This is a genomic window from Rhizobium oryzihabitans (genome assembly GCF_010669145.1).
GTDB classification, from domain to species: domain Bacteria; phylum Pseudomonadota; class Alphaproteobacteria; order Rhizobiales; family Rhizobiaceae; genus Agrobacterium; species Agrobacterium oryzihabitans.
On record NZ_CP048637.1, the window covers coordinates 152256 to 164179 of the forward strand.

15 protein-coding genes and 1 pseudogene are annotated in these 11924 nt (G+C 56.3%); 8 read left to right on the top strand and 8 right to left on the bottom strand.

Annotated features, from left to right (window positions below; all coding sequences use genetic code 11):
• Nucleotides 1–30: 30 nt before the first annotated feature.
• The 3 genes and pseudogenes from cyoC to G3A56_RS26395 all read left to right on the top strand — a co-directional run.
• Nucleotides 31–615 (top strand): annotated as a pseudogene (gene cyoC, locus G3A56_RS26385) (cytochrome o ubiquinol oxidase subunit III); the annotation flags it as partial.
• On the top strand, nucleotides 612–998 hold the full coding sequence (gene cyoD / locus G3A56_RS26390) for a cytochrome o ubiquinol oxidase subunit IV (RefSeq protein ID WP_035243662.1): 387 nt from the start codon (nucleotides 612–614) through the stop codon (nucleotides 996–998). The pseudogene cyoC and the gene cyoD, both read left to right, overlap by 4 nt.
• A 177-nt stretch (nucleotides 999–1175) precedes the next feature.
• Nucleotides 1176–1538: a hypothetical protein gene (locus G3A56_RS26395; RefSeq protein WP_003501174.1), complete on the top strand. Its 363-nt coding sequence runs from the start codon at nucleotides 1176–1178 to the stop codon at nucleotides 1536–1538.
• 38 nt (nucleotides 1539–1576) lie between these two features.
• Here the strand turns inward: G3A56_RS26395 and G3A56_RS26400 are convergent, their stop codons facing one another.
• From G3A56_RS26400 to istA, 3 genes are all read right to left on the bottom strand, one after another.
• Entirely contained in the window at nucleotides 1577–2182 is a 606-nt protein-coding gene (locus G3A56_RS26400; RefSeq protein ID WP_037093094.1) for a transglutaminase-like cysteine peptidase, read from the bottom strand.
• A gap of 235 nt (nucleotides 2183–2417) precedes the next feature.
• Nucleotides 2418–3176 (bottom strand): IS21-like element helper ATPase IstB, encoded by a 759-nt coding sequence (istB, locus tag G3A56_RS26405; protein ID WP_082182890.1) that lies wholly within the window; start codon nucleotides 3174–3176, stop codon nucleotides 2418–2420.
• Nucleotides 3173–4669 (bottom strand): IS21 family transposase, encoded by a 1497-nt coding sequence (gene istA / locus G3A56_RS26410; protein WP_137039966.1) that lies wholly within the window; start codon nucleotides 4667–4669, stop codon nucleotides 3173–3175. The genes istB and istA overlap by 4 nt, the downstream gene beginning before the upstream one ends.
• Before the next feature lie 234 nt (nucleotides 4670–4903).
• Here istA and G3A56_RS26415 point away from each other — a divergent pair, with 234 nt between their 5' ends.
• Entirely contained in the window at nucleotides 4904–6229 is a 1326-nt protein-coding gene (locus G3A56_RS26415; RefSeq protein ID WP_035228715.1) for an Nramp family divalent metal transporter, read from the top strand.
• A gap of 232 nt (nucleotides 6230–6461) precedes the next feature.
• On the opposite strand, the gene G3A56_RS26420 is transcribed toward G3A56_RS26415, so the two are convergent.
• Complete coding sequence (locus G3A56_RS26420; RefSeq protein WP_035228718.1) at nucleotides 6462–6878, bottom strand: MerR family transcriptional regulator; 417 nt, start codon at nucleotides 6876–6878, stop codon at nucleotides 6462–6464.
• Between the two features lie 123 nt (nucleotides 6879–7001).
• Here G3A56_RS26420 and G3A56_RS26425 point away from each other — a divergent pair, with 123 nt between their 5' ends.
• Nucleotides 7002–7511 carry a copper chaperone PCu(A)C gene (locus G3A56_RS26425; protein WP_035228721.1) on the top strand — a complete coding sequence of 170 codons (510 nt, stop codon included), beginning with the start codon at nucleotides 7002–7004 and terminating at the stop codon, nucleotides 7509–7511.
• A 50-nt stretch (nucleotides 7512–7561) separates the two neighbouring features.
• On the opposite strand, the gene G3A56_RS29135 is transcribed toward G3A56_RS26425, so the two are convergent.
• From G3A56_RS29135 to G3A56_RS26440, 4 genes are all read right to left on the bottom strand, one after another.
• Nucleotides 7562–7882 (bottom strand): signal peptidase II, encoded by a 321-nt coding sequence (locus G3A56_RS29135; protein WP_343044313.1) that lies wholly within the window; start codon nucleotides 7880–7882, stop codon nucleotides 7562–7564.
• On the bottom strand, nucleotides 7822–8070 hold the full coding sequence (locus tag G3A56_RS29140; RefSeq protein WP_246231458.1) for a signal peptidase II: 249 nt from the start codon (nucleotides 8068–8070) through the stop codon (nucleotides 7822–7824). The genes G3A56_RS29135 and G3A56_RS29140 overlap by 61 nt, the downstream gene beginning before the upstream one ends.
• 269 nt (nucleotides 8071–8339) lie before the next feature.
• Nucleotides 8340–8945, bottom strand: coding sequence for a transglutaminase-like cysteine peptidase (locus G3A56_RS26435; protein WP_037094250.1), 606 nt, complete (start codon nucleotides 8943–8945; stop codon nucleotides 8340–8342).
• Between the two features lie 73 nt (nucleotides 8946–9018).
• Nucleotides 9019–9228: a hypothetical protein gene (locus G3A56_RS26440; RefSeq protein ID WP_137039963.1), complete on the bottom strand. Its 210-nt coding sequence runs from the start codon at nucleotides 9226–9228 to the stop codon at nucleotides 9019–9021.
• A 679-nt stretch (nucleotides 9229–9907) separates the two neighbouring features.
• Between G3A56_RS26440 and G3A56_RS26445 the strand changes: the two genes are divergently transcribed.
• From G3A56_RS26445 to G3A56_RS26455, 3 genes are all read left to right on the top strand, one after another.
• A complete protein-coding gene (locus tag G3A56_RS26445; RefSeq protein ID WP_037094253.1) occupies nucleotides 9908–10441 on the top strand; it encodes a hypothetical protein in 534 nt (177 codons plus the stop codon).
• Nucleotides 10442–10655: 214 nt separating this feature from the next.
• Nucleotides 10656–11738 carry a L,D-transpeptidase family protein gene (locus G3A56_RS26450; protein ID WP_107341865.1) on the top strand — a complete coding sequence of 361 codons (1083 nt, stop codon included), beginning with the start codon at nucleotides 10656–10658 and terminating at the stop codon, nucleotides 11736–11738.
• A gap of 3 nt (nucleotides 11739–11741) precedes the next feature.
• Nucleotides 11742–11912, top strand: a complete 171-nt coding sequence (locus tag G3A56_RS26455; RefSeq protein ID WP_157951666.1) for a hypothetical protein — start codon at nucleotides 11742–11744, stop codon at nucleotides 11910–11912.
• The last annotated feature ends 12 nt before the right edge of the window (nucleotides 11913–11924 follow it).

The window sequence follows — 11924 nt, forward strand, 5'->3', positions numbered from 1 at the left end:
AAACCCGATTCACGCCCCCGGGCTGACAAGAAATTCCATCTCGATGAGGAACATCATCCTGAAGGAAGCACGAACCTGGGCTTCTGGCTCTATCTGATGAGTGACCTGCTTATTTTCGCGGCTCTCTTCGCCACCTATGCGGTGCTCGGTCGTAATTACGCGGCCGGTCCTGCACCTGGCGATCTTTTCGATCTCAGGTTGATCGGGGTTGCGACGGTAATCCTGCTGGTGTCATCGATTACCTATGGTGTTGCGATGATCCGTGCCGAGAGCAATGCAAAGGGTGCGACGATCTTCTGGCTTGGTGTCACAGGCCTGCTCGGCCTCGCATTCCTGGGGCTGGAGGCATACGAATTCTATCATCTGATCGCGGAGGGTGCTGGTCCCCAGCGGTCCGCCTTCCTGTCGTCATTCTTCGCCCTCGTCGGCACGCATGGCCTCCATGTCATGTTTGGGGTCATCTGGCTTGTGGTGCTTATGATACAGGTGTCGAAGTTTGGCCTCACTCCGGAGAACCATCGACGACTGATGTGCCTGTCAATGTTCTGGCACTTCCTCGACCTCATCTGGATCGGTGTCTTCTCAGTGGTCTATCTTATGGGAGTTGTCGCATGACGTCGAATTCTTCTCATAATGGAGCACACGGAGGGCATTCCGGTCACCGCTCGGGGCGTAGTTCTCTCAAGAGCTACATGACGGGATTCATCCTGTCGCTTATTCTGACGGCCATCCCGTTCTGGCTTGTGATGGGCGACGTCATCGAGAGCAAGATGATAACGATCGCGGCGATCATGATCCTTGGCGGCATCCAGATGCTTGTCCACATGACCTACTTCCTGCACATGAACAGCCGCTCTGAAGGAGGGTGGACCATGATGGCACTGATTTTTACGATCGTGATCCTTGTCATCGTGCTCGTCGGATCAATCTGGGTTATGTATCACCTCAACACCAACATGATGCCCATGTCACCGGAGATGATGAAAAATATGCCGTAAGAGCGCTGACTTCATCCAGTTTATCAAGCTAATTGCTCATTCGTGTGTTCGGTAAACCGTTGGTCCATACCGAACACACGGACCAAATCACAAGTCTGGATGCAGTCATGGGGAAGCCTCCGGGCGCGATCTGACTGTCTCCGGCTCTCTTTCACCTCGAGAGTTGTTGGCGAGCGAATGCCATTTTTTCTTGTCACCCATCGATCACTCGTTGAAGCTGATAGCGAGCAGGCCGCTGCTGTCAAAGCTCTCGATAAAATTGAAAGCAGTCGGAAACTCGAGTTCGAAGTGAAATTCGATGAAACGACGATCACCTGCGTAATGCTGGACAGAGCACTGGAGGAGATGGATTCATCATCTCCAGAAGGCCAGGCACTGCATCAGGAGCCGTTAGCCGGGACTACCAACGCTGGTCAGTCACCCGACGAGAACTCATCGCGGACAACGATACCGGAACGCCCGAACGCGCGGACGACCACGATGGTTGCGGCCTTTCTTGGGGGGCTGGTGCTGGCGACGTTCATGCTTGCAGTATTGTGATCGTCAACAACGACGGTCAGAGTACAACATGCCGCTGATCACCGAATGCCGCCCACGGCAATCGTATCACGACCGTCATTGATTTTCACCCACTTGCCGGGATCACGCGAGTCCTGACGCTTCAGATAGGTGTACTCGGTTTCCGACCATTTCCTGATCTCCGCACGCAGATTGTCGAGCACGAAGTCACCCAGTCCTGACCGGACCGCCAACACAGCGTGACCCGATCCGTCCGGTTGAAGCACTACTGTGATCAGCAGGTTGGAGGGCGAGAACCCACGTTCCATCAGGAGCTTCCGCTTCTGAAGAACGAAGTCTTCGCAGTCGGCTGCGTCGACCGGATAGGTCCAGTATTCTTCGACACCATACCTCTCCATATCTGTCATCGCCGGGATCAGGTTCACCTTACGGTTCACATCGACAAGGCGACTCCAGGTCTCTGGCGTCAGCTTCATCGGCCCGCGATCTGCAACGCGGGGGCGGCATTCTCCGGGCAGGCGTTCACAGAATTCAAAATGACCAATTGGCTGGGTAGTCGGTCCGGCGATCGGCATGGCATCCAGAGCCGCCGCATCGGGATTCCACGCCACCCCCATCGAGGTCGTCATTATTGCGATTATTGCGAACATAAACCTGACAGTCATAAGTCGTCCCCGTTTGTTGCAATGACTTATGAGGATCGGCTGCCACTATCGGGCAAACAATTTAGGTGCAATTTTATCGATTGTTATGTTTTGTTCGCGCAGCTTGTCAACGGCGGAGTAAAAACCGGCCACGGGGCGGAGCAAAAGTCGGCCACTATGGCGGCCGCCTGAGACCGCCGGGAGGGCGTAGCCCGAGCGGGGGTCTCAGGCGGGGGCGGCGATTTTTTGAGAGGTGTCAGCCGGCCTTTCGGGCGCGGCTCTGGGCGAGACGATAGCTGTCGCCGTTCATCTCGAGGATGTTGACGTGGTGGGTGATGCGATCGAGCAACGCGCCGGTCAGACGCTCGGATCCCAGGGTTTCGGTCCATTCGTCGAAAGGCAGATTGCTGGTGATCAGGGTGGCACCGCGCTCATAGCGTTGCGAGATCAGCTCGAACAGCAACTCCGCGCCGGTCTTTGATAGCGGGACGAAGCCCAGCTCGTCGATGATCAGTAGCTTGTAGGCCGCCATTTGCTTCTGGAAGCGGAGAAGACGCCGCTCATCACGCGCCTCCATCATCTCACTGACCAGGGCGGCGGCCGTGGTGAAGCCGACGGACAAGCCCTTCTGGCAGGCGGCCAGGCCGAGGCCGAGAGCAACATGCGTCTTGCCGGTTCCACTGGGACCGAGAGCAATGACGTTCTCGCGGCGCTCGATCCATTCGCAGCGGGACAGTTCCAGCACCTGCATCTTGTTGAGCTTGGGGATAGCTGTGAAGTCGAAGCTATCCAGGCTTTTGACGACCGGGAATTTGGCCGCCTTGATGCGACGTTCGACCTTGCGGCGATCCCGCTCGATCGTTTCCCGTTCGGCAAGCCGGAACAGGTAGCCGACGTGATCGACGCCCTCGGTTGCGCATAGCCGGGCCAGCTTCTGGTGCTCGCGCTGGAAGGTCGGCAGCTTCAGGGCCTTGAGATAGTGCGCGAGCAGGATCTCGGGTGCTTCGGTGTTCATGCGGCTTCTCCCGCATCCGACGACAGGAGACGCATATACGCCTTCGCCGAGGTCGTCTCGACCGTCGCCCTCGGCAGATAGGGGTAGATGGACAGGTCCAGTCTGGGCGGCCGGCGTTCCACCCGGCACAGGATCAGATGCTTGACGGCGTCAAAGCCAATGGCGCCAAGCTGGATCGCCTGCTTCACCGCCGCATGCAGATCGGCGAGTTCGAAGCTCTCCAGCAGGCGGAGGACCTGCACGTACTCACGCCGGCCGTGCTTGGCCATGCGGCCTTCCATCAACCGGCGCAGCGTAGCGAACTCTTGCGGCAAGTCCCAGCCCTGGAGGGGCGCTGCCTGATCCAGCGAATTGATCTTCTGCTCGATCAGCGGCAGGTAATGGACAGGATCGAAGACGACGTCTTCCCGTTCCCAGCACCGAGGATGGCGGGCGATGATCTCGCCACGGCAACCGATGACCACTTCGTTGACATAGCCGCGCACCCACACATCCTGATGGCCATAGGCGACCGGGACGGAATAGTCGTTGGTCTTGTAGCGCACCAGCGACTGCGCCGTCACCTTGGCACTTGCCTGGTCGCAGGCATCAAATGGCGAGGCTGGCAAGGCGCGCATGGCAGCCAGATCGCGCCGCAAGCGCTCGCCGATCGTCTCGCTCTCGCCGCGCAGCCTGTCGCGCTGGCGCTTCCGGCACTGCTCCTCCAGAAAGGTGTTGAACGCCTCCCATGTCGCAAACTGCGGGATCGGCACCATGAAGTTGCGCCGGGCATAGCCGACGAGACCCTCGACGTTCCCCTTGTCGTTGCCCTTGCCGGGACGGCCATAGCGATCCCGGATAAGGTAGTGGGACAGGAAGCCGCTGAACAACGTCGCGCGCTTGCGGGTGCCGTCAGGCAAAATCTTCGCCACCAGGCAACGGTCGTTGTCGTAGACGATCGACTGTGGCACGGCCCCAAAGAAGGCAAATGCATGGATGTGGCCGTCGACCCAGGCCTCGGCCACCGCCGCCGGATAGGCCCGCACATAGCAGCCGTCGCTATGCGGCAGATCGAGCACGAAGAAGCGCGCCTTCTGCTCCACGCCGCCAATCACGACCGTCGCCTCACCGAAGTCCGCCTGCGCATGGCCGGGCGGATGCGACAGCGGCACAAACACCTCTTGTCGGCGCTGATCCCGATCGCGCATATAATCCTTGATGATCGTGTAGCCGCCGGTGAACCCGCATTCGTCGCGCAGGCGGTCGAACACCCGCTTGGCCGTATGGCGCTGCTTGCGCGGCACCTTCAGGTCTTCATCGAGCCAATGGTCGATCGTCGAAACGAACGCATCAAGCTTCGGACGCCGGATCGGTGATCGCCGCTGATAGCCGGGCGGCGTCGAATAGGCCACCATCTTGGCCACGCTGTCGCGCGATATGTTGAAATACTTTGCTGCCTGACGCTGCGTCATCCCTTCGGAAACAGCCAGGCGAACCTTGAGGTATAATTCCACGGTGTAGATCCCCTGTCCCTCCTGCGATCATTGCAGAAAGGAAATAGGTGGCCGGATTTTACTCCGCCCGCAGAAGCATTATGCCGCCGCTACCGTGGACGACTTTTGCACCGCCGCTCTCACCCTAATGGTTCCCAATTGGTGGGATCTGATCGATCCGGCTTGCGTCCGCAGCCTCTTTGTGAGAATGATTTGCAATTGCAATAGTGGTGGGCTTTGAAAGCGCGGTGGACGATGGACAGACCGGTGAGGGGATGGCAACAAACGGTGGGAGAGGCGTCCCTTTCGGATGTGCACCGGTCGATCAAGGTCGCGGCAGGAGCGGGCACTTTCCGAAGGGCAATGGCTTTCTTCGGGCCCGGCTATCTCGTCGCGGTCGGGTACATGGACCCAGGCAATTGGGCGACATCTCTGGCCGGGGGATCACGCTTCGGCTACGCGCTGCTCACGGTGGCCCTGATTTCAAACATCATGGCGATCGTCCTTCAGTCGCTGTGCGCGCGCCTCGCCATCGCCTCGGGGCGAGACCTGGCGCAGGCCTGTCGTGATGCCTACCCCAAACCGGTTGCCATGGTGCTGTGGCTGCTGGCCGAAATAGCGATCATTGCGACTGACATCGCCGAGGTAATCGGCACTGCAATCGGCTTGAACCTCCTTTTCGGTATTCCGCTCGAGCTGGGAGTGGTCATCACTGCTCTGGATGTATTCTTGATCCTTTACCTGCAAAAGCTTGGCTTCCGTTGGGTCGAAGCGCTTGTCATAACTTTGCTCGGCGTTATCGCCGTCTGCTTTGCGGTTCAGATCGCTCTTGCCGATCCGGATTGGGGTCAGGTGATCCTCGGCTTTGCTCCAACGACAGAGATTATCACGAATCCCGACATGCTGTATCTGGCGCTTGGCATACTCGGTGCGACCGTTATGCCGCACAATCTCTACCTCCACTCCGGTATCGTGCAGACGAGGGACTTTGGCGATACGTTACCTGAAAAGCGCGAGGCTCTGAAATTCGCGACGATCGACTCCACAGTCGCATTGATGTTCGCTCTGCTCGTCAATGCTTCGATCCTCATTCTGGCGGCCGCTACGTTCCACGAAACCGGGCGGACTTCGGTCGCAGAACTGGGTGAGGCTCATAGTCTGCTAGCCCCGTTGCTCGGTTTGGCCTTCGCACCGACATTGTTCGGAATCGCCCTTTTGTGCTGCGGTATCAATTCAACGGTTACCGCGACGCTTGCGGGTCAGATCGTGATGGAAGGGTTCCTGAAGATCCAGCTTGCACCTTGGCTTCGCCGTCTGATTACCCGGGGGATCGCCATCATACCCGCAGCAGGGGTCACTATAGCTTTCGGAGACAGCGGCACTGCCCAGCTTCTGATCTTGACCCAGGTCGTGCTTAGCCTCCAACTATCCTTTGCGGTTTTCCCGCTGGTGATGTTCACAGCCGATGCTGATAAGATGGGAGAGATGAAGGCACCTCTTTGGCTCTCGGCTTTTGCCTGGATCATCGCCATCGTAATCGCTTTGCTGAACCTGAAGCTGTTGGTCGATTTCGTTTCCTGATGCGCTCGCACCGAGCTGCCCATTACTTCCGGAGGACTTTCAAGCACTCAGTGAGCTGGCGGGCAGCCTGATGTGACCCTCACGAACTAGGCGATTGCGACCCCTGATGCAGTCTCTTGGTCTGGACGATCTGTGCGACTTGGAGCTCGCCACCAACCGCCCCGATCATTCAGATCGGTACCAACTGGGATCGCCGTGTACTCAGAGGTATTTGGGCAGTGAAATGCTGTAGTCAGTCGTGCTCGGTGGTGCACATATCGTGGTTTGCCAAGGCCCTGATCACATAGCAATCGCGCACTTGATTCGAATGGCAGTGTGTTGAGATCCGTTCCAGCTCGGCTTCCAGCTTCTTCAATCTCTCGATCTTCTGTCGGATTGTCACAAGCTGTTCGGCAGCTATCTTGTCGGCCTCTGCACACGGCTTTTCCGGATGCTGGCTCAGCTCTATAAGCTCGCGAATAGCTTCGATCGTCAATCCAAGGTCGCGGGCATGTCGAATGAATGAGAGGCGTTCCTGCTCGGTCTTCGAGTAACGTCGCTGATTGCCCTCAGAACGTTCCGGCGGTGAGAGCAGCCCCATCTGTTCATAATATCTGATCGTTGGTACCTTGACACCCGTGGTCCTGGACAGATCTCCAATGGTGAGCATGCTACCTCCCTCTCCAAATGCGGCAGGTGCAGGCCGCGACAAATTAGCCCATCACGCGAACCTGAACCCTCGAACAACCGAGAGGTATGTAAGCAATGGCTCGGAACATGTGAGGATTTATAAATGGCAAATCAAGCAAAACGTTGGTGTGTGGCAGCCACTGCATTTCTTTTCGCCGGTCAGAGCGGCGCCTGGGCTAACGTGACAAATGAACCTCATCAAATCGACTACGACGCCTTGACTATCGAACATGCCGAACTGGTCTTAGCGCCGGACGGGGTCACGGATAAAGCATATGTCACTGTCTACAATGGTACGCCCGATGACATGGCGATTGTCTCTGTCAACGTCACAGGGTACTCGACTGCAACACTCGTGAGCCCGATGGCCAAATCCAAGGGCTTCGAACAAGTGCCGCTGTCGGACACCTACGTCGTGATCCCCCGAAAAGCGGAACTGGACATGGGACAGGATACGGTTTTCATTTCACTGATGCGAAATTCGGGTCCTCCGAAAGCCGCAACGATGACGCTAAAATTCGATGACGGTACCTTGCGTGCTGTCCCGCTTGATATTCTTGCTCCAGATGCCGCGGAAACTAATCATCACCATGGAGAACCAAATCGCGAATAAAGGCTACTACAAAACCGAGAGTTGACGCCTTTTCCTTGCGCCGCACCCCGTCAGGAGTTCGTGGACGCATGCTCGTTTTTCGTCTGAACTACCGACGCCGCCACAAGGACAATGGCACCGCAAACGATGAACACATCTGCAATATTGAAGGCAGGCCATGACCACCCGGAGGCGTGGAAATCCAAATAGTCGGTAACCCTCAAGTTCATCAAACGATCAACCACATTTCCGCTCGCACCCCCAGCCATTGCCGTTATGGCCATTCCCTCCAGGACACTGTTGGCGAATACTGCCCAAATGACGAGTCCGACTACGATGCCCCTTGAAGTGTGGCGAACAAACGGGGCGCTGACACGATGGTGTCCGAAAATAACCCGAAGCTAACGCCCGTGTTATAGGTGAGTTTCAGGTTGAAAAAAGAGGTCAACTCGATTGTTCCAGTCGGGGTTGCCAGAAGCTCCGCCATGACGAATTTGACGGACAGATCGATACCGCAGATTGCGGTAACCCCGAGGACGATGACGGTAAGCCTGAACATGGCTTTTTTCGAGAACAGCATTTTCGGTTCCAGACTGAGCACACTCTTACATTCGCTACGATTTGGCAGATTGGCCGCGAGCGGGATTTCACGCTCACTTGGTTTGCCATGCGGCCTCTAGGAACTAGAGCTTCAAGTGCAAAATTTTGTGCCAGTTGCTGCATCAAGGAAAAGTGTAGTGGCGGCCGGGGCTCATCATCTGAGCTGGGGCGCCAATCATTGCGAGGTTTCACCTCGTCAGGCACCCGGCTGACTGCTGCAGGATCGGCCGGTCTAATTTGTCACCTCGATTAGCGAATGCCGCTGACCGCTGTTGTGTCTCGACCGTCCCTGATCTTCACCCATTTGCCAGGATTGCGGGAATCCTGACGCTTGAGATATGTATATTCTGTTTCCGACCAATTTCTGATTTCACCACGCAAGTTGTCGAGAATGAAATCGCCTATTTCCGACCGCACCGTCAAAACAGCATGCCCGGATCCGTCCGGTTGAAGTACAACTGTGATCAGCAGATTGGAGACCGCGATCCCGCGCCTCATCAAAAGCTTGCGCTTCAGCAGAGCAAAGTCCTCGCAGTCGGCTGCGGTGGTAGGATAATTCCAAAATTCCTCGACGCCATAGATCTCGATATCCTCGATAGCCGGAATTGTATTGACGACCTGGTTGACCTCAACGAGGCTATTCCAGATTTCCTCTGTGAGCTTCAGGCGTGCGCGATCTGCAGCGTTAGGCTGGCATTCTTCGGGATATCTTTTACAAAATTCGAAGTGGCCGATCGGTTGCGACGTCGCCCCGGCGACAGGCATGGAATCCCATGTTGCCGCTTCCGGTTTCCAAGCGGCGCCTGTCGAAATGAACGTTATGGCGAAAATTGCGAGCAGGAATCTGAAGGTCATAACTCGTCCCTATGTGTTGGGACGAGTTATGCGGATCGAACACGATCATCACGCAAAGAAATTCAGTGCAATTTTATCGGCCTGTGTCGAATTCAGGCACTTTTTTATGAGATCGCCAGCTTGTGAACGACAGATAGGCCTCTATGCCGATCCAGCCCCCAAGGCCGATGGATGAGACGATGCCCGCGATGGCCTCGAAGGAGTCATGTCCTATGCCCCAGCAAACGACGGCAAAAACAGCCTTGACGAACACAAATCCCACCAGCGAAAACGCAGCGATCATGCCAAGTTTTTTCGAGATATGTGCGACTGAACCGATCATATCTCGACTCTAGAGGCTATGGTCACATATGGGGAAATCAATTCTTATTGTCTGCGTCCTCCATTGTGCGGCGGTGCCTGTGCACCAGCTTCAGGCAATCTCAGACAGGTTAATTGTGACGTGTGATGATGTCGCGGCTTGGAAAATCGATTCGGATTTTGTGTATGGCACTGCTGTTGGCAGTCGCTATTGTGAGTCCGCATGGATCAGTCGCACGGGATCTCATCTCCGGGGCGACGATATCCAGAACCGTCCATCAAGGGACTGCGTCTGCTGGTACCCACGCGAAATGCCAGCATCTGGTCGAGCATTCTCACGAGCTTCTGGCTTGCCTGCAGGAAAGCGCTGCAATTTCGGAACGAATGCTCTCTGCCTACAGAGTTTCACCAAATCGGTTCCGTGTCTTTGCAGGCATTGATCCCCTTGATCCTCCTCCCCGAGCCTGATCTTACCGTTAATACCGCCCGGAGATCGTAACCAGGTGTCTGCTGCGTTGGACTATGTCCAACACGCGGCTTGAGAGCGGCTCTCATCGACTAAGGGATCGAGCACTGTCCAATCACGCCTGAATGCGATGGCAGCACAGCGATCGGTGGAGGATCCCGGCGTAGCTCCGGTTGATCCTCATGGAGATTAGTAAATGTGGAAGATTGCATGCTCCGGAGCGTGGTGTGTCTTGGTGTGCTTGGTTGCTGTCTACGCTGGTTTCCAGTGGGCCCCAGCGCCCAAACAGGTTGAGACGCAGTCTCCCGGGCTAACCGAACATGAGGTGGTCAAATCGGCGATGGTGACCGTCCCGATTATTCGGGAGAGAAAGGTCGACGGTTACGTCGTTGCAGAAGTGACGTTGACCGCAAATGACGAGGCACTGCGTGCTAGTCCCAGCCCGGAGGCAGAACTGACGGACGAATTGATCGCGACACTGTTGTCTGGACCGGTGCTCACAGACCCCGAATTCGCCGCCGATGCCTTAAGGTTAGATCTGGTGGCGCGGATGAACAAGCGGATTGGTCTGCAAGCCTACTATAAAACTCTGATCACCAAGCTCGATTACCTCACTGCAGCAGATCTGGAGCGGATGCGCACCTCCGGAGCAAACCCAATGAAGGTAACCCCCCTGGTTGATAAATCTCTGCTCGATGTTGTGCCTGGTCCCGTGCCCAAAGATGAGTAGATGGTTGGGTGGGAGGAGCGTTTAGCCTTTCCTGGGGCTGCCCCTTGTAGCTCTAGTTACTTGAGGTCCTATATTTGTACCGGTGGCTAAGGGTTTGTTCGATGCGGCGTCGTGCGGTCGTGCCCCCCTTCCTGTATTGCCGGCTGCCGTGGTGCGCTCGGCACCTTATTGGTGATGTCGGCACGGTTTCATTGAAAGCGCGAAGAGTGACGAAATGAATTGGTTTCAGAATTTGAATCAGCGAGCACTTCTGATCGCGCGGAATGCCTGCCTTGGAGCCCTTATAGCTATCCCCCTATCCGGATGTGTTTCAGACATGGGGCTAGACGACCTGTCCAGCATGGCCCCCGAACTGTCGAGCAAGATGCTGGCAGAGATGTCAAAGAAGGGGATGGCAGCAGAAAGCCCCGTCCTGATCAGGATCTTCAAGCAGGAAAGCGAGCTCGAGGTCTGGAAGATCGACCGAAGTGGGCGCTACGCGTTGCTCAAGACATATCCGATGTGCAGGTGGTCCGGGAAGCTAGGTCCCAAGGTCAAGGAAGGTGACCGCCAAGCGCCAGAGGGATTTTACCACGTTTCAAAAGGCATGCTGAATCCTAAATCGCAGTACTATGTATCTTTCAACCTGGGCTATCCAAACAGGCTTGAGACGGCACTCGGCTATACCGGCGAGGCGCTGATGGTCCACGGTGCTTGCTCCTCTTCCGGTTGCTTTGCGCTGACAGACCAGGGCGTTGGTGAGATATATGCAATCGTCGCCAAGGCACTTTCATCGGGACAGGAGCGGTTCCAGGTTCAGGCCTATCCTTTCCGGATGACGACGGAAAACATGGCGCTGCACAAAGACAATCAAAACCTGTCGTTCTGGCGGACTCTGAAGGAGGGATACGACTATTTCGAACTGACCCGTCAGCAACCAAAAGTCTCGGTGTGTGGTCGCCGCTACATGTTCAACAAAGAGTTCGTGGGCGGAGAGCCCCTTGACCCACTGGAGGCTTGCCCCGCAAGCGCCGCTTCTCCTGATCCTGCTCTGATAGCCCGCATGGCCGAAGAAACCCAAAGGCTTGAGGCTGCGCTTCAACAGGCCGGCGGCTCCACGGTGTCGTCCTATGTGGATGGCGGGATGCATCCAAGTTTCCGCGCACTCCTTAAGAAAGAGGGTCCGGCCCGACTTGCGGCTCGCATCTCGGGCACAAAATATCCGGTTAGCAGACCAGATGCGGCGCTGGCTGACCCCTTCGAGAAAAAGAAGGCCAGGTCCGGCGACGGGGTGACTACCCCAAGTGCGGGAGATTGAATTATGGCCCAGCCCGATGAGCGGATTAAGAAGATACGACGCAATAACTGGATTGTGTTGGCAGTGCTCACGATTTTTGTTGTGGCGGTGTTTTTCTTGAGCTTCTCGCATATTGGTCGAGAGGCAAGGCCTGAACCCAACGGAACCGTAACCTCCCCAGCCGTTGATGGGTAACGACGATCTTGC

Bases quoted from the DNA above. Each gene is read 5' to 3' on its own strand.
- G3A56_RS26435 (WP_037094250.1), bottom strand. From the start codon at position 8,945: ATGACCTTCAGATTCCTGCTCGCAATTTTCGCCATAACGTTCATTTCG.
- cyoD (WP_035243662.1), top strand. From the start codon at position 612: ATGACGTCGAATTCTTCTCATAATGGAGCACACGGAGGGCATTCCGGT.
- G3A56_RS26450 (WP_107341865.1), top strand. From the start codon at position 10,656: ATGAATTGGTTTCAGAATTTGAATCAGCGAGCACTTCTGATCGCGCGG.
- G3A56_RS26425 (WP_035228721.1), top strand. From the start codon at position 7,002: ATGGCAAATCAAGCAAAACGTTGGTGTGTGGCAGCCACTGCATTTCTT.
- G3A56_RS26440 (WP_137039963.1), bottom strand. From the start codon at position 9,228: ATGATCGCTGCGTTTTCGCTGGTGGGATTTGTGTTCGTCAAGGCTGTT.
- G3A56_RS26400 (WP_037093094.1), bottom strand. From the start codon at position 2,182: ATGACTGTCAGGTTTATGTTCGCAATAATCGCAATAATGACGACCTCG.
- G3A56_RS26415 (WP_035228715.1), top strand. From the start codon at position 4,904: ATGGACAGACCGGTGAGGGGATGGCAACAAACGGTGGGAGAGGCGTCC.
- G3A56_RS26420 (WP_035228718.1), bottom strand. From the start codon at position 6,878: ATGCTCACCATTGGAGATCTGTCCAGGACCACGGGTGTCAAGGTACCA.
- G3A56_RS26455 (WP_157951666.1), top strand. From the start codon at position 11,742: ATGGCCCAGCCCGATGAGCGGATTAAGAAGATACGACGCAATAACTGG.
- G3A56_RS29140 (WP_246231458.1), bottom strand. From the start codon at position 8,070: ATGCTGTTCTCGAAAAAAGCCATGTTCAGGCTTACCGTCATCGTCCTC.
- G3A56_RS26395 (WP_003501174.1), top strand. From the start codon at position 1,176: ATGCCATTTTTTCTTGTCACCCATCGATCACTCGTTGAAGCTGATAGC.
- istB (WP_082182890.1), bottom strand. From the start codon at position 3,176: ATGAACACCGAAGCACCCGAGATCCTGCTCGCGCACTATCTCAAGGCC.
- G3A56_RS26445 (WP_037094253.1), top strand. From the start codon at position 9,908: ATGTGGAAGATTGCATGCTCCGGAGCGTGGTGTGTCTTGGTGTGCTTG.